We start from the raw sequence: 20,354 nt of genomic DNA, 5'->3' as shown, positions 1-20,354 counted from the left end.
GGCGCCCCCCGGGGGCCGCGGCGCCCCGCGGGGCCCCGCGGCCCGCTGCCCTCCCCCCCGCTCCCCCCCGGCGGCCACCCCGGGGCCGCGCCGGACGGCAGGCCACGGGTGACGCGCCGAGGGCCGGGCCTCAGCCCTGCGGTCGGCGGCAGAGGCAGAACGGCTGCCCGATCGGGTCGAGCAGCACCACCCACGTCTCGCCGGGCTGGAACTCCGGCTTCGACGCGCCCGCGGCCACGAACTCCTTCTCGGCCACGGCCAGATCGTCGACGTAGAGGTCGAGGTGGTACCGCTTCTGCCCGGCCGAATCCGGCCAGGCCGGCGGTTGGTAGCCCTCGACGAGGCCGAACCCGATGGACACGCCGCCGTTGCGGATCATGGCGTACTCGGCTTGGCTGTGGGTGATCTCCCAGCCCAACGCCCGGTGGTAGAAGGCGGCGTGCGCGGCAGGGTCGGAGCTGTCCAGGTTGACCATCGCGAGGTCGGCGGTTGTCGTCATGCGTGCAGTCTGCGCCGACGTACCTGCCAACTCCTGTCAGGTACGTCGACTTTTCTCGACGCCGGCGACCGTCACCCCCGCTCCCGTCGACCGGTCAGCAGAGCAGGTCCAGGTGGTGGTGGGCGTCCTCGGCGATGTCCTCGTGCCGCAGCCACCGCCGCGCCCACAGCCGGGCCGCCAGCTCCGCCTGCTCGTCACCCCAGGCGGCGTGCTCCACGAGCAGCGCGGCGGTCAGCGCGTACGCCAGACGCAGCGCCAGCGCACGGGCACCGGCGATGACCGTCGCCGCGCCCGGGTCGGCCGTCACCGCGACGATGGTGTCGCGGAGCTGCCCGGCGACCGTGGCCAGGGTGTCGGCCAGCGCGGGCGACAGCGGCCGGGCCAGGTCAACGGCGGCGGTCAGCCGTCGCAGCAGCGGCGACCCGGCGTCCTCCCGGGTCAACGCGCGCAGCACGTCCAGGGACAGGACGTTTGTGGTGCCCTCCCAGATCGGCAGCACCTGCGCGTCGCGCAGCAGCCGGGGCACCCCGGTGTCCTCCACATACCCGGCGCCGCCGAAGCTCTCCACGTACTCGCTGGCGGAGCTGACGGCGAGCCGGCCGGTGGCGAGCTTGGCCAGCGGCGCGACGATGCGCAGCTCCGCGACCGCCTCCGGGTCGGCGCCGACCTCCACCCGCCCGAGCAGCGCGAACGCGTGTCCGGCCAGGGCGAACGCGCCCGCCGCGTCGACCGCGAGGGTGCCGAGCGTGGCGCGGTGCAGGGGCGAGGACGACAGCGGGCCGCCCGCGACGTGCCGCGCGTCGGCGAACGCGCGGGCGTAGGCGAGCCCCCGTCGCATCCCGCCGGCAGCGGCGGCGGCGTTGTGCACCCGGGTCACCACGACCAGCGTCATGGCCCGGACCAGGCCGGGCACCGCCGGGTCGCCCAACGGCACCGCGTACGCGTCGCGCAGGCCGATCTCGGCGGTCGGCAGCGCCCGGGTGCCGAGCTTGTCCTTGAGCCGGTGCACGACGACACCGGGAGCGGGCGCGTCCGGGGCCGCGCCGGTGGCCAGCGGCGAGTCGACCGCGTACCGGGGTACGAGGAACGGAGCGAGCACCCGGCTGCCCCGCCCGGCGCCCTCGGGACGGGCCAGCGCCACCGCCATCGCCGCGTCGGCCGCGGAGCAGAACCACGTCTCCCCGGTCAGCCGCCACGAACCGTCCGCCGCCGGCCGGCCGATCGTGCTGGAGCGGCCCAGGTCCGAGCCGCCCTGCGACTCGGTCATCCACTGCCCGCTGGTGATCGCGGTGTCCGGATCGGTGGAGGTCAACCGGGGCAGCCACGCGTCGCGGACACCCGCGTCGACGTCGGGCAGGCTGAGCAGCGCCGCCGCGCCGTCGGCCATCGCCACCGGGCAGGAGAACGTCGCCGACTCCGGCCCGTACAGGTGCAGCAGCGCATGCTGCACGACCCGCGCGGCAGCGCCCCAGGTGCCCCGGGCGTCGGGCAGGTAGGGCAGCGCCACCACCGCGTGCCGGGCGGCGGCGGCCCGCTGCGCCCGCCAACCGGCGGACACCTCGATGCGGTCGACGCGGGCGCCCCACGGGTCGTACCGGACCAGCGTCGGCGGGTGCGCCTCGGCATCGGCGTGCGCCGCGCGCAGCGGCCCGCTCACATCGGCGGCCAGGTCGGCCAGGCGGCCCTTCGCGGCGGCGTGACCGGCCGCCCCGAGGTGACGCTCCAGCCAGGACCGCAGCAGGGCATCACCGGCGTACGGGTCGGCAGGGGGTGGTACCGGCTGCACGAAGCGGCTCATCGATCGGCTCCCTGACGCTACGGGGGTGTGCGCCGACGGTAGACGATGCGTCGCCGCACCGAAAGAAGGCCCAGTTTCCGGCTTGCCATGCCTCACCGCGACGGCTTTCTCTACGGTCGGTAGTCGTGGGTGCCGGCCAGTCGTGGAGCCGACCGGCCCGGCAGCGCCGCCCGATGCGTGCCGGGCTGGTCTTCGCCGGGTTCGGCATGGCGCTGTGCTGCGTCGGAGTCGCCGGACTGGGAGCGTGGAACCTGCAGACCGTGCGGCAGGCCGCCGGCCCGATCCGGGAGACCGCCGACGGGTTCCTCAGCGAGGTGTCCCTCGGTGACAGCGATCGTGCGTACGAACGGCTGTGCGCCGACGCCCGTACCCGGTGGAGCGCGATCGGGTTCACCAGTTGGGTGCGGACCCCGCCCATGGTGACCGACTACGAGATCACCGACGTGTCGGTGTCCACCAAGGGTGGGCGTCCGCGCGGCACCGTGACCGCGAAGGTGACCCGCGCCGGCGGCATCAGCGAGGAACGCCGCCTGCCGGTGGTCCGCGAGGGCGGCGACTGGCGGGTGTGCGGTGACCCCTTCTGAGCCGCCGGCCCCGGAGCTGGCGCACCCCCGGCTCTTGCGCCGGCGGCAGGGCGTCGAGCCGACCACCTCGACCGAGTTGTTCTTCGACCTGGTCTTCATCTTCACGATCACCCAGGTGTCGCACTACCTGATCGCGCACCCGGACTGGCGTGGCGCAGCCCGCACCGCGCTGCTGTTGGCGCTGGTCTGGTTCGTCTGGGTCTACACCACCTGGGTGACCAACTGGCTGCAACCGGACCAGGGCCCGGTACGGGCGATGCTGATCGGGGTGACGCTGGGCAGCCTGCTGTTGTCGGCGACGATCCCACAGGCGTTCGCCGGGATGGGTCTGCTCTTCGCGGTGGTCTACGTCAGCGTGCAGGTGGGCCGGACCGCGTTCGCGTTGTGGGCGGCGCAGGGCAATCCGTGGCTGGTCGACGGGTTCCAGAAGTCGTTGCCCTGGATCGCCGCCACGTCGGTGCTCGTGGTGGTCGGCGGCCTGCTCGACACCCCGGCCCGGGAGGTGGTGTGGACGGCCGTGATCGTGCTCGAGGTGGTGGGCCTGTCGACCGGCTACCCCCTGCCGGGGCGTGCACGCAGCCGCCCGGAGCGGTGGATGGTGGAGGGTGGGCACCTGGCGGAGCGCTGCGCGGCGTTCGTGCTCATCGCGCTCGGCGAGTCGATCCTGGTCACCGGCAACACCCTGACGTCACACGTGGACGTGGTGCGCCTCGGCGCGTTCGGTGTGGCGTTCGCCGGCTCGGTGGCGCTGTGGTGGGTGTACTTCGCGCGGTCCGCCCCGGCCGCCGCGGAGGTCGTCGCCCGCGCGGGCACGCGTACCGGGGCGCTGGGCCGGCTCGCGTTCAACTACCTGCACCCGGTGATGGTCGCCGGCATCGTCGTCACCTCGGCCGGCGACGAACGGCTGCTGCACGCTCCGGGCGCGACGGCCACCACGGTCACCGCCCTGTTCACCCTGGCCGGCCCGGCGCTGTTCCTCGCCGGGCACGCCGCCTACCAGGCGGTGCTGTGGCGGGCGCTGCCCACCAGCCGGATCGCCGCTGTGGTGGTGCTGCTGGCCCTGATACCGGCCTGCGTAGGTCTGGGCGCCACGGTGGTGACCTGCGCGGCGCTGGCAACGGCGGTGACCGTCGCGGTGATCATGGCGGATCGCCTGCGGGCCCGGCGGGGCACGTCGTGAGCCGGCCGGCGCACCCGCAGTTGCTGCGTCCCCGCCGCGGGGTGGAGCGGACCACGTCCACCGAATTGTTCTTCGACCTGGTCTACGTCTTCACGATCACCCAGTTGTCCCAGTACCTCAGCGCGTACCTCGACTGGCCGGGTGTGGGGCGTACCGCGGTGCTGCTGGGCATGGTCTGGCTGGTCTGGATCTACACCGTGTGGATGGGCAACTGGCTACGCCCGGACCGCGCGCCGGTGCGCGCCACGCTGCTGGTGGTGACGCTGGGCAGTCTGCTGCTCGCGGCGGCGTTGCCCACCGCGTTCGGCGGCGACGGTCTGCTCTTCGCCGGAGCGCACGCGGTGGTGCAGATCGGTCGGACGGTCTTCGCCATGTGGGCGATCCGCGGCCAGCCGTACGTCAGTGACAGTTTCCGCCAGTGCGTCGTCTGGATCACCGCCACCGGGTTGTTGGCTCTCGTCGGCGGCCTGGTGGACCCCCCAGCCCGCGAGGTGATCTGGATCGGTGTGATCGCCGTCGACGCGCTCGGGTTGGCCACCGGATTCCCGGTGCCCGGCTTGGGCCGCAGCACCCCGGAACGTTGGGAGGTCGAGGGTGGGCACCTGGCCGAACGCTGCCAGGCGTTCGTCCTCATCGCGCTGGGGGAGTCGATCCTCATCACCGGCGGCACGTTGACGCAGCGCCTGGACCGGGTGGGCATCTTCGCATTCCTGCTCGCCTTCGCGGGATCGGTGGCCCTGTGGTGGGTGTACTTCGACCGGGCGGACACCGTCATGCGAGCCCTGGCCCAGGCCGGTGAACGGGCCGGACGGCTGTCGCGGCTGGTGTTCAACTACCTGCACCCGGTGATGGTGGGCGGCATCGTGATCACCGCGGTCGGCGACGAGCAGTTGCTGCACGCTCCCGGCCACGCGGTCGGCTGGGCGGACGCGCTTGTCGTACTCGGCGGCCCGGCACTGTTCCTGGCCGGGCACGCCGCCTACCAGCTGGTTCTGGGCTTCGTCGGGGTGGCGGGCCGCGTCACGGCGACGCTGCTGCTGCTCGCGCTGATCCCCGGGACGGTCGCGCTGGCCACGCCGACAGCGGTCACCGCCGGGGCGGCGCTGCTGGTGACGGCCGCGGTGATTGTGGCCGACCGGATGTCGGAACGACGGGCGTCTCAGTCGCGGGGGCCCAGGTCGCCGCTGCGGTAGTTCCGCCGCCAGAGCACCTGGTAGCGCACGTCGGCGGTCTCCACGGTGTCGCCGATGACGACCTGTTCACCCTCGCGGACCACCCGGAGGTGTTGCTGCGGCAGCCCGGCGAGCCCGCCACCCCGTTCGCCGCGCTGTTCACCCTGGGTGGTCCGGCGTTGTTCCTCGCCGGGCACGCCGCCTACAAGGCGTTGCTGTGGCGCCGCCTGCCGACCAGCCGGATCACCGCCGTGCTGGTGCTGCTGGCGTTGGTGCCGGTCTGCGTGGGGCTGGAAGTGCCCGTCGCGGTGTGCGCCGCGCTGGCGTTGGCGGTGACCGTCGCCGTCATCGTGGCCGACCGGTCGCGGGCCCGGTCCGCCGCCCGAGAGCCGTCTTGACCCCGGCCGGCGGCACTGCGTCGGTTCTCGGACAACGCCACCGTGGGCGGGCCGCACGATGGTTAGCGTGGGGTCACCGGCCCTCCGGGTGGCCTTCCTCGGTGCTCGGTCGAGTGGAGGCGACGTGATGGCAACCGACCGGCGGACCCGACCACAGCGCTGGCTGCTGCTGGTGGCCGCCGCCGGTTACGGCAAGAGCACCGCCCTGGAGGTCATCGGCGGGGACGGTCCGACGGCCTGTCACCGGGCGGCGGATCTGATCGACGCGCTGTCGCACCCGAGCGGCCCGTCGGACGCGCACCCGCCCGCCCGGGTCGCCGTGGACGAGGTGTCCGCGCTCACCGGGGACGAGCAACTGGCCCTGGTGCGGCTGTTGGGCGCGCTGCCGGGTCAGCCCGCGGTGACGCTGGCCGCTCGACACCCCCTCGCCGACGCGGCCCGCAGCGCCTGTGCCGGACCCGTGGTGCACCGGGGACCGGAAACCCTCGCCCTCGGTCGGGACCAGGTCGCCCGGATCCTGCGCGACGAACACGCGGTCCCCGACAGTGACCTGGCCTACCTGGTCTACGAGCTGACCGCCGGCTGGCCGGCGTGGGTGCACCTCGCCGGTGACGCGCTCGGCCGCCAAGGGGTCGGCCGGCGGGAGCTGCTCGCGGCCCTGACCGAACCCGGCACCGCCGGCGGGCAGTTCGCCCGCGACGAGATCCTCACCGACCTGCCCGCGCAGGTGGCGCGTCTGCTCGGCGACATCCACCACCTCGACACGATCAGCGCGCCGCTGTGCGTGGTCATCGACGCCGACGCGCCAGCCGACGCCACCGCGCAGGCGCTGCGGTGGGCGACCCGCACCGGGTTGCTGGTGGCTCACCCCCGCCGGCGGTCCGACCTCACCGCCGCGACGGTGCGGCTGGTACCGGTGCTCGCGGCGGTGCTGGCCCAACAGGAAGGCCGCCCGGACGCCTCGGGCCGCCGCCGGTTGTCCGCCGCCGCCGACTGGTACCTCGCCCACGCGTACCCCCTCGCCGCCGCCCGAGCCCTGCGCGACGCGAACGACACCGCCCGGTGCGCGGCGCTGATCGTCAGCCACGGCGTGGAGATGCTCGCCGGCGGTGGGGCGTCCGACGTCACCGACCTGATCAGCGCGCTGCCGCCGGCCGAGCAGCACCCCGACCTGCAACTGATCCTCGGCGACGCGCTGCGGATGTCCGGCTCGGTGACCTGGGCGTCGCGCGTCTTCGCCCCGCTGCTGGCCCAGGCGGACCACGACCGCCGGTGGCCGGCGCGGCTGCTCTGGCGGGCCGCGATGGTGCCGTACCTGCGGACCGACTACGCCGGCGCGCTCGCGGTGCTCGACCGGGCGGACGCCGCGCCGACGCCCGCCCCACCGGGCCCCGACGACGTCCTGCTGCTGGCCTGCCGCGCCAGCACCCTCGCCCAACTCGGCCGGGTCGACGACGCGGTCACCACCGGGGCCCGCGCGCTCGTCGCCGCCCAGCGGGTGAACGAGGACGCCCCGTTGGCGGCGGCGCACATCGCGGCCGCGCTCACCTCGTCCGGCACCCGCCGCGACGGGCACCTCGCCGACGCCCTCGCCGCGGCCGAACGCGCGGGTGACCTGGTTCAGCAGGCAAGGGTCCTGGTCAACCAGGCGCACTGCCTGCTGCGGGAGGCCCGGTACCCGTCGGCGCTGGCCACCGCGGTACGGGCGGTCCGCGCGGCGGAGCTCGCCGGCCCGCCCGGAGTGCTGGTGACCGCCCTGCACAACGCGGGTGAGGCGCTGGTCCGGCTGGGCCGCTACGACGAGGCGACCCTGCACTTCACCCGGTCCAAACTGGTCTCGCAACGGTTGGGGCTCAACCGGGCGGCCGCCGGGGTCTACGGGTTGGCCGAGGTCAGTCGCCGTCTCGGCCGGCGCGAGGAGGCGCTGGCCGCCTTCGCCGAGGCCGCCGAACTGGCCCGTGACGTGGGGGACCTGCAGGTACGCATCCCGGCGCTGGCCGGCCTGGCCCGGCTGCGCTGCGAGAGCAACGCCGCCGACCTCGACGCCGCCCGTGCCGCCGCCGACGAGGCACACCGGCTGGCGCCGGCGTTCCTGCTCTCCTGCGCGCTGGCCGCGACGGGCTGGGTGGCGTACGCCGAAGGTGACCTGGAGGTGGCCCGGCGGCGGGCGGCCGAAGCGGTACGGGCGGCCCGGACCGGACGGCAGGCCGACGCGTTGGCCGAGGCGTTGGAACTCACCGCCGCGGTCGCCGCCGACCCGGCCGCGAGTCGCGACGCCCTGGTGGAGGCCGGCGCGATCTGGCAGGCGGCGGGCGCGGGTCCGGCCGCCGAACGGACAGTCGTCCTGCTGGGCCGGGTGCCGGGCGCGGACGCCGCGCAGCGCTCGGCGGCGCGGGCCGCGGCCAACCGGTTGCTGGCGCTCGGAATCGAGACGGTCGACGGCCGGCAGTTGTCCGAGCTGTCCGTCGACGGTGGAACCGTCGAGGTGCGGGTGCTCGGCCGGTTCGAAGTCATCGTCGGTGGGCGGGAGGTCCCGCTGCCGGCGTGGCGGTCGCGGCAGGCCCGCACGCTGCTGAAGATCCTCGTCGCCCGGCGTGGCCGCGCCGTAGGACGGGCCGAGCTGTGCGAACTGCTGTGGCCCGACGACGAGCCGCGGCGCACCGCGCACCGCCTGTCGGTGTTGCTGTCCGCCGTGCGTGCCGTGCTCGACCCGCCCCGGCGGTGGCCCGTCGACCGGTACGTGCGCGCCGACCTGACCGGCGTACGCGTCGACCTGACCCGGGTGGTCGTCGACGCGGAGACCCTGCTGGCCGACGTGCCCCGGGCGGAGCGGCTCGCCCGCGAGGGTGACCCGGCGCGGGCCCGCGCGGTGCTCGCCGACGTGGACGCCGCCTACCGGGGTGACGCCTTCACCGACGAGCCCTACGAGGACTGGGCCGACGGGCTGCGGGAACAGGCCCGCTCGATGTGGTTGCGGGCGCTGCGGGAACTGGCCCGGCAGTACCGGCGCGACGGCGACTCCGACCGGGCCGCGACCACCCTGGTCCGGCTGCTCGACGCCGACTGCTACGACGAGTGGGCGCACCGGGCGCTGGTCGCGACGCTTGTCGGGGCCGGCCGGCACGGGGAGGCCCGGCGGGCGTTCGACAGGTGGGGCGGGGCGATGCGCGCGATCGACGCACCGCCCCCGCACCCGGATGTGCTGCGCGCCAGGGCCGGTCAGCAGGGGTAGAGGTTCTCGTTGCCCGCGTTGGTGTCCACGTACGCGTAGAAGATCACGCTGGCGTCGGGGTTGTCGTCCTGGGCGCAGGTGTCCGCCCCGCCCCCGCCGTCGAATATGTCGCCGTTGGTGGCAACGCCCCAGACGATGACGCCGGCCTTGCCGATCAGCAGGTCCGCGCCGTGCGACCCGTTGAGATGGTCGTTGCCGTCGAGACCGGCCAGCACGTCGTCGTTCGGACCGCCGACGAGGGTGTCACCGCAGCCCTCACCGAACAGGATGTCGTTGCCGGCGCCGCCGTAGATCGTGTCGACGCCACCGCCGCCGTAGATGGTGTCGTTGCCGCCGAGCCCGTGGATCTCGTCGGGACCGGCGCCGCCGTAGATGACGTCGTCGCCCTCGGTGCCCATGATCGGGTCGCCGGCGGTGGTGGCGCACGGGTTCGCGTCCGGGTCGGCGTACGCCGTGCCACCGCCGACGCCGATCAGAGCGCCGCTGACCAGGAGGGCGGCCAGCGCCGCCGCTCGGATACGCATGATGGGACCTCCCGTTCGTGGACCCCGTCCGGAGTCCGGTGACGCCACGGTGACGTCGCCGGCAGGGTCGCAGCCGCCCGTCATCGTGGCGTCAGTACGCCGTCCGCGTCCGCGCCGATGACCGGCCCCTGACGAGGGTGCGGAGTCTGGTCGCAACGCCGTCGTCGATCGTCGACGAGGCAGGGCGGAGGGAATCCAATGAACCGGAAACTGGCTGGTCTGGCAGTGCTGACCAGCGTGGCGGCGGCCACGACGCTGCTCGCGCCGAGCACAGCGGCGCAGGCGTCGGTCGGCCTGTACCGGGTCGCCGCGACGAGCGTCCTGGACGCGACGAACGCCAAGACGATGACCATCTCGTGCAACGGCGTCGACCAGGTGGTCGGCGCGGGTGGACGGATCAACGACGGTCAGGGTGACGTCCTGATGACCCGGGTCTACGCCGACGCGACCCTGCGTACGGTGACGGTGTTCGGGGTGGAGGCCAACGCCACGAACGTGCCCTGGTCGGTGGACGCGTTCGCGGTCTGCGCCCCGGCCGGGGCGGTGTCCGGCCTGCAACTGGTCACCACCACGTCGGCGAGCAACGCGCTGGACAAGGTGGGGATCACCGCCGTGTGCCCGCCGGGCAAGAAGACCTTCGGCGGTGGGTACCGGATCGACAACGCCAACGCAGCGGTGGCGATCGACGAGCTGGCGTTCACCGCGGCGCTCGGTTCGGTGTCGAGCACCGCGTACGTGTTCGGCGCTCCGGGCAACTTCACGTTGCAGACCCAGGCGTTCTGCGCCACCGCGCTGCCGGCGATGGCGTTGACGGAGGCGACGAGCGCGTTCAACGCGAACTCGCCGAAGTCCGTGACGACGCCGGCCTGCCCGGCGGGATCGCAGACCGCCGGGGTCGGCGCGGTGTTGACCGGGCTCTCCGGGGCCGGCTCGGTGGCGACGTTGGTGCCCCGGCCGGCACTGGACACCGCCGAGGCGACCGGACGGGAGATCGTCGCGTTCGCCACGCCGTGGAACATCAGGGCGCAGCAGGTCTGCGTGGGCTGACCCACCCGTACCACGGCCGGCCGTCCCCAGCACGGGGCGGCCGGCCACCGCGTCAGTCGCGGGGGCCGAGGTCGCCGCTGCGGTAGTGCCGCCGGCAGAGCACCTGGTAGCGCACGTCGGCGGTCTCCACGGTGTCGCCGATGACGACCTGTTCGCCCTCGCGGACCACCCGATCGTCGACGACCCGAGCGTTGAGCAGCCCCTCCCGGCCGCACCAGCACAGCACCTCGACCTGGATGCGGGCCACCTCGTCGGCCAACTCGAACAGGCGCTGCGCGGCGGGGAACAGGCAGGACCGGAAGTCGGTGGCGAGGCCGAACGCGAACACGTCCACGTCGTAGCTGTCCACCAACTCGGCCATCTGCTCGACGTGCTCGACGGTGTAGAAGCAGGCCTCGTCGCAGATCAGGTAGTCGACGCGTACCCCGTCGGCCCAGCGGCCGCGCACCAGCGCCCGCAGGTCCAGGTCGTCGGTGACCTCGATGGCCTCGTGGGCCAGGCCGATGCGGGTGGTGACCTGTGGACCCAGCGACCGGTCGATGCGGGTGGTGACCAGGCCTCGGCGGCCCTGCCGGGCGTGGTTGTAGTTCATCTGCAACGCCATCGTGGACTTACCGCAGTCCATCGGCCCCCAGAAGAACTTCAACGCCGCGGCGTGCACCGGCCGCCCGTCGAGCCCGCGCGCGGCCGCGCAGGCGGCGGGAGCGTGCGGCTGGCCGGGGAACGGGTGGGCCAGGCAGGTCGGGGTGGCAGCGGCGTCGTCGGTCACGGTCGGGCAGCCTAGCCGATCGACCGGCCCGGATCTGTCAGGTGCGTCGCACGTGCTCAGAGCACCCGTGGTGGGGTGTTGCCGGCCCCGATGATGGCCCGGCGCATCGGCACCGCCAACAGCAGCAGGAACCCGACCACGAAGAAGCCCACCAGTGAGACCAGGCCCACGCGGTAGGAGGCGGTGAGTTGGAACACGATGCCGAACGCGAGCGGGCCCAGCCAGCTCGTACCCCTGTCGCTGATCTCGTAGAAGCCGTAGTACTCGCCCTCCTTGCCGGCGGGGATGAGCTGGCTGAACAGGGACCGGCTCAGCGCCTGACTGCCCCCCAGGACCAGACCGATGCAGGCGCCGAGCGCCATGAACGGCAGCGGCGCCTCGGCGGGCAGCCAGAACACGCCGAGGATCACACCGGTCCAGAGCACCAGGCTGATCAGCACCGTCTTGCGCGCGCCGATGCGCCGGGCCAGCGCGCCGAGGAGCAACGCGCCGCCGAAGGCGAGGAACTGCACCAGCAGGATCGTGACGATCAGGGTGCTCTGCTCCAGCCGCAGCTCCTCGGTGCCGTACTGGCTGGCCATCGTGATGACGGTCTGGATGCCGTCGTTGAAGACGAGGAACGCGAGCAGGAAGAACAACGTCAGCGGGTACGCCCGGATCTCGCGCAGGGTGTGCCCGAGCTGCCGGAACCCGTCGGTGAGCACGTTGCCCCGCGCGGCCACGGCCGCTGTCACGGGACGGTCGCGCAGCCAGCGCAGCGGCACCAGGGTGAACGCCGCCCACCACACGCCGGCGGACACGATCGACCAGCGGGCCAGGTCCAGGGTGCGCTGCGGGTTGTCGTCCTCGCTGAGCAGGGAGACGGTGGCCAGGTTCACCGCCAGCAGCAGGCCACCGCCGAGGTAGCCCAGCGCCCAGCCACGACTGGAGATGCCGTCCCGTTCGTCCGGGCCGCCGAGCTGCGGCAGGAACGAGTTGTAGACCACGATCGCGGCGCCGAAGGAGATGTTGGCGACCAGGAACAACGCGCCGCCGAGCAGGTACCGGTCGCCGGTGACGAAGGCCATCGCGATGGTCGCCCCGGCGCCGGTGAACGCGGCCCCGCCGAGTAGGCGTTTCTTGTGCGCCGACCGGTCGGCGATCGCCCCGATGACCGGCAGCGCGAACACGGTCAGGAACACCGACAGCGAGATCAGGTACGGGTAGTACGACCCGGCCGCGACCCGGATGCCCAGCGGGTGCACGTACCCGTCGCAGGTGTCCGCGCCCAGCTCGCAGCCGGCGGCCGTCTCGGCGACGGTGGTCAGGAACGGGCCGAGGAACACGGTGATCACCGTGGACTGGAACGCGGAGTTCGCCCAGTCGTAGATGTACCAGCCTCGGCGCTCGCGGGGGGTGCTCGCCGGAGGCGGGGTGTCGGTCACCGTGGGGGTCACGGTCTCGGCCATCGGGGGTTCCTTCGGTGCTGGTCAGGCGGTCCAGTGGCCGCGGCTGCGGTAGACGTCGCGCAGCACGCCGACGTGATCGGTCATGATGCCATCCACGCCACGATCCAGTAAGTCGTGCATCTGGTCCGCATCGTCGATCGTCCAGACGTGCACCTGAAGGCCGAGCCGGTGGCAGTAGTCGACGAATCGGCGGTCCACCACCGGCACCCGTCCGTAGCGGGGCGGCACCTGCGCGGCCACCACCGACGGGGGCAGCCGCAGCGGCCGGCCGTGCAGCGAGGCCAGCCGCAGCCGGGCGACTCCCCGCATGCCGAGGCTGGTGGCGACGCGCCCCTGGGTGAGCGCCCGCAGCCGGGTCAGTCGGGCGTCGCTGAACGAGGCGAGCAGCACCCGGTCGGCCGCGCCGACCCGGGTCAGGGTGGCGACCGTCGGCGCGACGCCGCCGTCGGCCTTCACGTCGATGTTGAAGCGGACCTGCGGCCAGGCGTCCAGCACCTCGTCGAGCCGGGGTACGACGGCGGCGCCGCCGACGCGTACCGAGGCGAGGTCGGCCCAGCTCAGGTCGGCGATGCGCCCCGCCTCACCGGTGACCCGCGCGAGCGTCGGGTCGTGGAAGATCACCGGGACGCCGTCGGCGGTGGCGTGCACGTCGGTCTCCACGTACCGGTAACCGAGCCCGACGGCACGGGCGAACGCCGCAGTGGTGTTCTCGTCGCCCTCGGCGGCCCCGCCGCGGTGGGCGAACGCCAGCGGCGCGGGCGCGTCGAGGTAGGCGGATCGGTTGAGCACGCGACGCAGTATGCACGCGGCCGGTGGAGCGCAGATGGCCTGTCGGCGACATTCGTCCGCGCGGGCCCTGGCGCCCCCGTCACCCCCGTGGGGCGGGAGCGCCAGGGGGCTCACGGGCGCACCACGTACCCGCCGGTGAGGATCGGGTACCGGGGGCGTGGGGGCGCTTCCGGGGGCAGTTCCGTCTCGGGGTCGAGGCAGCCGGTGGGTGGCGGCTGAGTCCCGTTCTGCGTCTGGGCGTCGACGATCACGTCGGGCTGCCGACCACCGTCGATGATCTTGACGTAGTAGCCGTGGTTGCGGACCGGGTCGACGCCGTCGGGAACGATCGCCGTGAACACCGCGACGTTCCCGACCACCCGAAGGCAGGTCACGTCGGCCCGTCCCCGGGCAACCTCGGTGCCGTCCGGCAGCGCGTGCCGGTAACGGAACTCGCCACGCGTCGACCCGTCGACGGTCGTGACCGCCGCGACGCCGAACCAGATCCGGTGCCCGACCATGTTCGGCTCGTCGTACACGAAATGCCCCGAGCCGGCGACCAGCGCCACGGGCCTCGGAGGCGACGTCCCGTTCGGCGCGGTGGGCTGCGCCCACACCGTCGTCGACCCGGCGGCGACCAGCGCGACTGTCGCCGCCGATGCCGTCCCGACCCGTGCGTACCAGAGCATGGAAAACTCCCTCGCGTCGATGGCTTGACGCTCTTCAGCCTCGTCGCAGCCCTGATCGCGCTGATCCCCACGCCGAGCCAACCGCCTCCCCTGCCCGGGGGAGCCGTGGGCCCGCGCCGAGGCGGCGCGCGACCCCCGCAGCCCGCGCCGATCTTGCGGTTTGTGTCGCCGTTATGGCCGGCTCGGCCCGGTATGTCGCCACAGAAAGTGCAAGATCGCGGGGGTGGGCGGGGCGTGGGTGGGGCGGGGGTGGGCCTCGGGCGCGGGGCTTCAGGGGGTGCGGCGGTGGGTGCGGCTCGTGTCGGTGGGGCGGCCGGGGTCGACGTGGTGGGGGAGGTCGGGTTCGTCGGGGCGCAGGGGAGCGAGGGTGTCGGTGAGGGCGTCGATGATTCGGTCGGTGGCTCGACGGGCCGCCCCGGGGGTGGCGGCGTTTGACTCGCCCAGGTCGACGGGTTCGCCGAAGTGCACCCGGATCACCGGGCGACGCCACAGGGAGCGGGCGATGCCGGGCAGCATTCCCTTCGGCGTCAGGTAGGGCAGCACCTCGTGCGCGCCCCACTGGGCGACCGGGATGACGGGTGCGCCGCAGGCCAACGCGAGCCGGGCGACGCCGGTCTTGCCGCGTTCGGGCCACATGCCGGGGTCCAGGCCGATGCGTCCCTCGGGGTAGATGAGGATCACCGAGCCGGCCGCGACGGCCTGGGCCGCGTCGTCGAGGGCCTGGTGGACGGCGCTGGTGCCCCGGTCGACCCGGATGTGCCCGACGTGGCGCATCGCGGCGCCGAGCACGGGGGCGCGGAACAGGCCGGCGGTCGCCATGATCCGTGGGGCGATGCCCCGTTCCCGGCAAGCGGCGATCATGACCAGGGGGTCGAACGGGCTGATGTGGTTGGCGGCCAGCACGAGCGGTCCCCGGCGCAGGTGCGCGGGGACGTCGCCGGTGACCTCCAGGCGGGCGAGCAGGGCCACCAGGGCGCGGGCCAGCATGAGGGCGGCCCGCCAGAGCAGTGGTGGCTGCCAGGTCGTCGTGTCCATCAGCGCGCCATCCTCGCACGAGGCGGTGGGGCCGCGAGGGCGAGTGGCCGGAGTGATCAGGGTCATTGGTCCCGGGCCGCTTTGGGCCGCCCGGCCCTGCCCCTTTCTCTACGACGAGCAGTAGTATTTACTACGTCTCGTAGTACGCATAGTTGGGGGTTCAGGTGGACGCGTTGGACGTCGCCCGGTGGCAGTTCGGTGTCACGACCGTCTACCACTTCCTGTTCGTGCCACTGACCATCGGCCTGTCCGTGCTGGTGGCGATCCTGCAGACGATGTGGCACCGCACCGGCAACGAGCGCTACCTCAAGCTGACCAAGTTCTACGGCAAGCTGTTCCTGATCAACTTCGCCATGGGCGTGGTCACCGGCATCGTGCAGGAGTTCCAGTTCGGCATGAACTGGAGCGACTACTCCCGCTTCGTCGGCGACATCTTCGGCGCGCCCCTGGCCATCGAGGCGCTCGTGGCGTTCTTCCTCGAGTCCACGTTCATCGGCCTGTGGATCTTCGGCTGGGACCGGCTGCCCAAGCGCGCGCACCTGGCCAGCATCTGGGCCGCCGCCATCGGCACGAACCTGTCCGCGTACTTCATCCTCGCCGCGAACTCGTTCATGCAGAACCCCGTCGGCTACCGCATCAACCCCGACAGCGGACGCGCCGAGCTGACCGACTTCCCGGCCGTGCTCACCAACAAGGTCGCCCTGATCACCTTCCCGCACACCCTGGCCGGCTCGTTCCTGGTCGCCGGGTCGCTGATCGTGGCGGTCGGCCTGTGGCACGTGATCCGCAACCGGGACTCCGCCGACACCGGCGCGTACCGCTTCGCCACGAAGTTCGGCTCGTGGGTGGTCCTGGTCGCCTCGGCGGCCGTGCTGTTCACCGGCGACATCCAGGGCAAGATCATGACGGATGTGCAGCCCATGAAGATGGCCGCCGCCGAGGGTCTCTACACCACCGAGAGCCCCGCCTCGTTCTCCGTGCTCACCATCGGCAGCCTCGACGGCAGCCGCGAGGTGTTCGCCCTCAAGATCCCGTACCTGCTGTCGTACCTGGGCACCGGCGACCCGAACGGCACCGTGCACGGCATCAACGACCTGCAGGCCCAGTACGCCACCCAGTACGGCGCGGGCAGCTACACCCCGATCATCCCGGTCACCTACTGGAGTTTCCGCTTCATGGTCGGCTTCGGGTTGGCGGCGGGCGCGATCGCCCTGCTGGTGCTCTGGAGCCAGCGCAGGGGCCGTACCCCGCGCAGCAAATGGCTACTGCGCGCCGGCCTGGCCATGCCGGTGCTGCCGCTGCTGGCCAACTCCTTCGGCTGGATTTTCACCGAGATGGGCCGCCAGCCGTGGATCGTCTTCGGCGAGATGCTCACCCGCAACGGCGTGTCCCGCAGCGTCTCGCTCACCGAGGTGCTGACCTCCTTCACCGCCTTCACGCTGATCTACGCCACCCTCGCCGTGATCGAGGTCAAGTTGCTGCTGCGCTACGCCAGAGCCGGCGTGCCGGACGTCAGCGAACAGCCCCCCACCGACGACACCGACGACGCCGAGCGTCCGCTCGCCTTCGCCTACTGATCCCGGAGCCCATCGTGGACCTGACCACTATCTGGTTTCTCCTCGTCGCCGTGCTGTTCACCGGCTACTTCATCCTGGAGGGCTTCGACTTCGGCGTCGGCATGCTGCTGCCCGTGCTCGGCCGCGACGACCGGGAACGCCGGGTCCTGATCAACACCATCGGCCCGGTCTGGGACGGCAACGAGGTGTGGCTGATCACCGCCGGCGGGGCGATGTTCGCCGCGTTCCCCGAGTGGTACGCCACCCTCTTCTCCGGCTTCTACCTGCCGCTGCTGCTGATCCTGCTGGCCCTGATCGCCCGCGGGGTGGCCTTCGAGTACCGGCACAAGCGCCCCGAGGCGTCCTGGAAGCGCCGCTGGGACGCCGCGATCGTGGTCGGCTCGCTGCTGCCGGCGATCCTGTGGGGCGTCGCCTTCGCCAACATCCTGCGCGGCGTGCCCCTGGACGCCGACCACGAGTACGTCGGTGGCCTCGTCGACCTGCTCAACCCGTACGCCCTGCTCGGTGGCGCGACCACGCTCGCGCTGTTCCTGACCCACGGCGCGGTGTTCCTGGCCCTGAAGACCACCGGCGACATCCGCGACCGCGCGGGCGCCCTGGCGGTGCGCCTCGGCGTCGGCGCCGCCGTGCTCGCGGTCGGCTTCCTGGCCTGGACGTTGAGCATCCGCTCCAGCGCGGCCGCCGTCGTGCTCGCCGTCGGCGCGGCCCTCGCCCTGCTCGGTGGCCTCGCCGCCGCCCGGGTACGCCGGGAGGGCTGGGCGTTCACGGGTACGGCCGTGGCGATCGGCCTGGCCGTAGCGACCCTGTTCGCGGCGCTGTTCCCGAACGTGCTGCCGTCCACCCTCGACGCGGCGGGCACGCTCACGGCCACCAACGCGGCCTCCACCCCGTACACCCTGAAGATCATGACCTGGGTGGCGGTGATCTTCACTCCGGTGGTGCTGGCCTACCAGGCCTGGACGTACTGGGTGTTCCGCAAGCGCATCGGCATAGCCAACATCCCCCAACACTGACCCCCACCCCCCACCCGCCACCGATCATGGACTTGTGGTGCCCGACCTGGGGCATCAAGGGCGCTTCGTCACCCACCACGACTCCATGATCGACGGGAGTCCGGCCGGGGAGGTTATCGGCTGGTCGGTGTCGGGGCGGGCCGCTACGGTGTGCCGATGCGCGTTCGTGAACTCACCATCGACGACCTGGACGACGCCTGGGAACTGGGCCGGTTCGCGTTCGGCTCTGATGCTCAGCGGTCCCCGCACACCACCGTCGAGGTGCCCGGCATGACCCGCTACGGCGCGTTCGACGACACCGGCCGGCTCGTCGGCAAGGCCGTCGACCTGCACCACGACCAGTGGTGGTCCGGTCGGGCCGTCGCGGCGGCCGACGTCGCCGGGGTGGCGGTCGCCCCCGAGGCGCGGGGCCGGGGTGTGGCCCGAGCCCTGCTCACCGCCCTGCTGGCCGGGGCCCACGAGCGTGGCGCGGCGATCAGCGCCCTGTACCCGACCGTCGCCGCCCCCTACCGGGCCTGCGGCTGGGAGGCCGCCGGTGTGCTGCGCACCGTCAACGTCGTCACCGCCGCGCTGCCCCGGCACCGGCCCGCGTCGCACCTGACCGTCCGCGCCGGCACGCCCGCCGACCTGGACGCCGTCGCTGCCCTCTACGAGCGGGTCAGCCGCCACCGCAACGGCATGTTGACGCGCCGGGGCAAGCTGTTCGACTTCTTCGCCGCCGACGCGAAACTGCCCGGTGACGGGATCACCCTCGTCGAGGACGACGGCGACCTCGTCGGCTACGCCACCTGGCAGCGCGGCCGGGGCTACGGCGCCGACTCGGTCCTCACCGTCGACGAGGCTCTGGCCACCACCGCCGACGCGGCCCGGGAACTCGTCGGGGTGCTCGGGAGCTGGGCCAGCGTCGCGCCGACCCTGCGGCTGTGCCCGCTCGACGGTGACGCCGTCAGCGTCCACCTGCCGTTGGAGGCGGCCCGGGACCACGAGCGGGACCTGTGGATGCACCGCCCGGTCGACGTCGTACGGGCGGTGGGTGAGCGCGGCTGGCCCACCCACGCCCGGGGCGTCGTCGACTTCCACCTCACCGACCCGCTCGCCGACTGGAACACCGGCACCTGGCGGTTGGCCGTCGCCGACGGCGAAGCCGAGCTGACCAGACTCGACGGCGAGGCGGATCTGCGGCTGGACGTGCGCGGTTTCGCGCTGCTGTACGCGGGCGCGGCGGGTGCCCGCTCGGTGGCCCAGGCCGGCCTGCTGCACACCGTGGGCGTCGAGCCGGACGCCCTGGACCTGCTGGGCGCCGGCGGTCCGGCACACCTGCTCGACTACTTCTGACGGCCCCTTCGGGGACGGGTGGCAGTCCGGCGCGCCGGTAGGGTGTGTCGGTGCAGATCCTGACCCGCGTCCACTCTGGAGCGACGGCGCAGCGGCTGCTGCCCCATCCGCGCCTTGCGTTGGTGGCGGCCTGGGACGCCGACGGTCCGGCGATCCGGATCTGGGAGTACCGGGACGGAGAACTGCGGCAGCGCGGAGTCGTCGGCGTGGATTCGGCCGGCTACGTCGAGGACGTCGGCTACGAACGGTTGAAGCGGACACCCTCCGCCGCCTGGCACCCCCGCGACCCGTTGTTGGCGGTGGCGGACGCCGAGAGCGTTGTTCTCTGGACCCCCTCGGGCACGTCGCCGGTCGACGGCGTCCCGTCGACCGAGTACCGGCGGAAGGTGGCGTTCAGCCCCGACGGTCGCACGCTCTGGTTGTCGCCCGCCGCCGGAACGGACGGCTGGGAGCACTCCGTCGCGCTCGATCTCGCCTCGGGAACGACCCTGATCGGCCCTCGGTGGGACACCGGGGTGGTGGCGCATCCGGCGGGTGGCCTGGTCTGCTCCCTCGTGAGCGACCAGGGTGCCACGCTGGTGCTCTTCTGCGCGGACACTGGGCCGGTGCTGCGGCCGGTGCGCCGTGCGCTGGTCCTGGACTGTGACGGCTACGAAGCGCCGATCTTCAGCTCGGACGGCCGGCACCTCGCGGTACGGGGCAACGCGTACAACAACTCGCTTGAGGTGTTCGCGTTTCCCTCGCTGCGGCGCGTCCTGGGCATGACGCTGGGGGAGCCGAGCCCGGGGTACCCGTACCCGCAGGAGTGGTTGGATGAGATGCGGGCCTGGTCCCGCCACAACGTCGCGTTCGGTCCGTCGCCGCGGGTCCTCTGGATCGGGACACCCGAAGGCGTGGTCGTCGAGCTGGACGTCGACGGCGCTCGGGTAGTCGAGCACGAGGTGCTGCCTGGGGCAGCGGTGACCGCGCTGGCGGCCACCGCCACCGGTGAGCTCGTTGTCGCCGGCAACGACGAGCTTCTTGTCCTGTCGGTGGGCACGGCCGACCCGGGCGAGGCAGCCGGGGCCTCAGTGACCGCGTTCCTCGCCGGCACCCGCGAGGCGTCGGTCGTCGACATGGACCAGCTCGACCTCACCGACGGCACGCGGGACTGGCAGTCCGGCGACCTGGCGCCGGTCAGCGAGACCTCCGCGACCGACCCGTCCTGGCTGCGGATCCGGGCGGCCATGAACCGACGCACCTGAGTCGCTTCCGGCGTCAAGCCACGCCCGCCGGTTGAACCGCGT

General features: G+C 73.1%; 18 protein-coding genes and 1 pseudogene. 10 read left to right on the top strand and 9 right to left on the bottom strand.

What is annotated here, in order from left to right:
• Positions 1 to 130: 130 nt before the first annotated feature.
• Entirely contained in the window at positions 131 to 499 is a 369-nt protein-coding gene (locus AB0J36_RS09015; RefSeq protein WP_357118657.1) for a VOC family protein, read from the bottom strand.
• A 94-nt stretch (positions 500 to 593) separates the two neighbouring features.
• Positions 594 to 2,297, bottom strand: coding sequence for an acyl-CoA dehydrogenase family protein (locus AB0J36_RS09010; RefSeq protein ID WP_363660371.1), 1,704 nt, complete (start codon positions 2,295 to 2,297; stop codon positions 594 to 596).
• 173 nt (positions 2,298 to 2,470) lie between these two features.
• Between AB0J36_RS09010 and AB0J36_RS09005 the strand changes: the two genes are divergently transcribed.
• The 3 genes from AB0J36_RS09005 to AB0J36_RS08995 are packed head-to-tail and all read left to right on the top strand — an operon-like array spanning position 2,471 to position 5,254.
• Positions 2,471 to 2,881: a hypothetical protein gene (locus AB0J36_RS09005; RefSeq protein ID WP_357395015.1), complete on the top strand. Its 411-nt coding sequence runs from the start codon at positions 2,471 to 2,473 to the stop codon at positions 2,879 to 2,881.
• Positions 2,868 to 4,061 (top strand): low temperature requirement protein A, encoded by a 1,194-nt coding sequence (locus tag AB0J36_RS09000; protein ID WP_357170093.1) that lies wholly within the window; start codon positions 2,868 to 2,870, stop codon positions 4,059 to 4,061. Before AB0J36_RS09005 ends, AB0J36_RS09000 begins: the two co-directional genes overlap by 14 nt.
• Positions 4,058 to 5,254, top strand: a complete 1,197-nt coding sequence (locus AB0J36_RS08995; protein ID WP_357394981.1) for a low temperature requirement protein A — start codon at positions 4,058 to 4,060, stop codon at positions 5,252 to 5,254. Before AB0J36_RS09000 ends, AB0J36_RS08995 begins: the two co-directional genes overlap by 4 nt.
• On the opposite strand, the pseudogene AB0J36_RS08990 reads toward AB0J36_RS08995, so the two are convergent.
• Positions 5,221 to 5,337: pseudogene (locus AB0J36_RS08990) on the bottom strand (thymidine kinase); the annotation flags it as partial. The gene AB0J36_RS08995 and the pseudogene AB0J36_RS08990 overlap by 34 nt on opposite strands.
• Positions 5,338 to 5,343: 6 nt before the next feature.
• On the opposite strand from AB0J36_RS08990, the gene AB0J36_RS08985 reads away from it, so the two are divergent.
• A complete protein-coding gene (locus AB0J36_RS08985) occupies positions 5,344 to 5,631 on the top strand; it encodes a low temperature requirement protein A (RefSeq protein WP_357394979.1) in 288 nt (95 codons plus the stop codon).
• Between the two features lie 127 nt (positions 5,632 to 5,758).
• Positions 5,759 to 8,863 (top strand): BTAD domain-containing putative transcriptional regulator, encoded by a 3,105-nt coding sequence (locus tag AB0J36_RS08980; protein WP_357394976.1) that lies wholly within the window; start codon positions 5,759 to 5,761, stop codon positions 8,861 to 8,863.
• On the opposite strand, the gene AB0J36_RS08975 is transcribed toward AB0J36_RS08980, so the two are convergent.
• Positions 8,851 to 9,387: a hypothetical protein gene (locus AB0J36_RS08975; RefSeq protein ID WP_357394974.1), complete on the bottom strand. Its 537-nt coding sequence runs from the start codon at positions 9,385 to 9,387 to the stop codon at positions 8,851 to 8,853. The two genes, AB0J36_RS08980 and AB0J36_RS08975, sit on opposite strands and share 13 nt — an antisense overlap.
• Before the next feature lie 198 nt (positions 9,388 to 9,585).
• Between AB0J36_RS08975 and AB0J36_RS08970 the strand changes: the two genes are divergently transcribed.
• Positions 9,586 to 10,434, top strand: coding sequence for a hypothetical protein (locus AB0J36_RS08970; protein ID WP_357118675.1), 849 nt, complete (start codon positions 9,586 to 9,588; stop codon positions 10,432 to 10,434).
• Between the two features lie 52 nt (positions 10,435 to 10,486).
• Here AB0J36_RS08970 and AB0J36_RS08965 read toward each other — a convergent pair whose 3' ends face one another.
• The 5 genes from AB0J36_RS08965 to AB0J36_RS08945 form a co-directional block, all read right to left on the bottom strand.
• Positions 10,487 to 11,095 (bottom strand): thymidine kinase, encoded by a 609-nt coding sequence (locus tag AB0J36_RS08965; protein WP_357119446.1) that lies wholly within the window; start codon positions 11,093 to 11,095, stop codon positions 10,487 to 10,489.
• Positions 11,096 to 11,259: 164 nt separating this feature from the next.
• Positions 11,260 to 12,651 carry an MFS transporter gene (locus AB0J36_RS08960; RefSeq protein WP_363660370.1) on the bottom strand — a complete coding sequence of 464 codons (1,392 nt, stop codon included), beginning with the start codon at positions 12,649 to 12,651 and terminating at the stop codon, positions 11,260 to 11,262.
• Positions 12,652 to 12,672: 21 nt separating this feature from the next.
• Positions 12,673 to 13,440 (bottom strand): glycerophosphodiester phosphodiesterase, encoded by a 768-nt coding sequence (locus AB0J36_RS08955; protein ID WP_357170110.1) that lies wholly within the window; start codon positions 13,438 to 13,440, stop codon positions 12,673 to 12,675.
• Positions 13,441 to 13,550: 110 nt separating this feature from the next.
• Positions 13,551 to 14,108 carry a hypothetical protein gene (locus AB0J36_RS08950; RefSeq protein WP_357394972.1) on the bottom strand — a complete coding sequence of 186 codons (558 nt, stop codon included), beginning with the start codon at positions 14,106 to 14,108 and terminating at the stop codon, positions 13,551 to 13,553.
• 270 nt (positions 14,109 to 14,378) lie between these two features.
• Positions 14,379 to 15,143 (bottom strand): lysophospholipid acyltransferase family protein, encoded by a 765-nt coding sequence (locus tag AB0J36_RS08945; RefSeq protein ID WP_357170116.1) that lies wholly within the window; start codon positions 15,141 to 15,143, stop codon positions 14,379 to 14,381.
• Between the two features lie 164 nt (positions 15,144 to 15,307).
• Here AB0J36_RS08945 and AB0J36_RS08940 point away from each other — a divergent pair, with 164 nt between their 5' ends.
• The 4 genes from AB0J36_RS08940 to AB0J36_RS08925 all read left to right on the top strand — a co-directional run bounded on the left by AB0J36_RS08940 (position 15,308) and on the right by AB0J36_RS08925 (position 20,312).
• Positions 15,308 to 16,720: a cytochrome ubiquinol oxidase subunit I gene (locus tag AB0J36_RS08940; protein ID WP_357394968.1), complete on the top strand. Its 1,413-nt coding sequence runs from the start codon at positions 15,308 to 15,310 to the stop codon at positions 16,718 to 16,720.
• Positions 16,721 to 16,734: 14 nt separating this feature from the next.
• The gene (gene cydB / locus AB0J36_RS08935) at positions 16,735 to 17,733 is read left to right on the top strand and encodes a cytochrome d ubiquinol oxidase subunit II (RefSeq protein WP_357118690.1); all 999 of its coding nucleotides are present in this window, start codon (positions 16,735 to 16,737) and stop codon (positions 17,731 to 17,733) included.
• A 156-nt stretch (positions 17,734 to 17,889) separates the two neighbouring features.
• A complete protein-coding gene (locus tag AB0J36_RS08930) occupies positions 17,890 to 19,068 on the top strand; it encodes a GNAT family N-acetyltransferase (RefSeq protein WP_357394965.1) in 1,179 nt (392 codons plus the stop codon).
• A gap of 50 nt (positions 19,069 to 19,118) precedes the next feature.
• Entirely contained in the window at positions 19,119 to 20,312 is a 1,194-nt protein-coding gene (locus AB0J36_RS08925) for a hypothetical protein (protein WP_357170126.1), read from the top strand.
• The last annotated feature ends 42 nt before the right edge of the window (positions 20,313 to 20,354 follow it).

It is taken from the genome of Micromonospora sp. NPDC049662 (assembly GCF_040675055.1).
Lineage (GTDB): Bacteria > Actinomycetota > Actinomycetes > Mycobacteriales > Micromonosporaceae > Micromonospora.
This window is presented reverse-complemented; position numbering and strand designations above follow the sequence as displayed.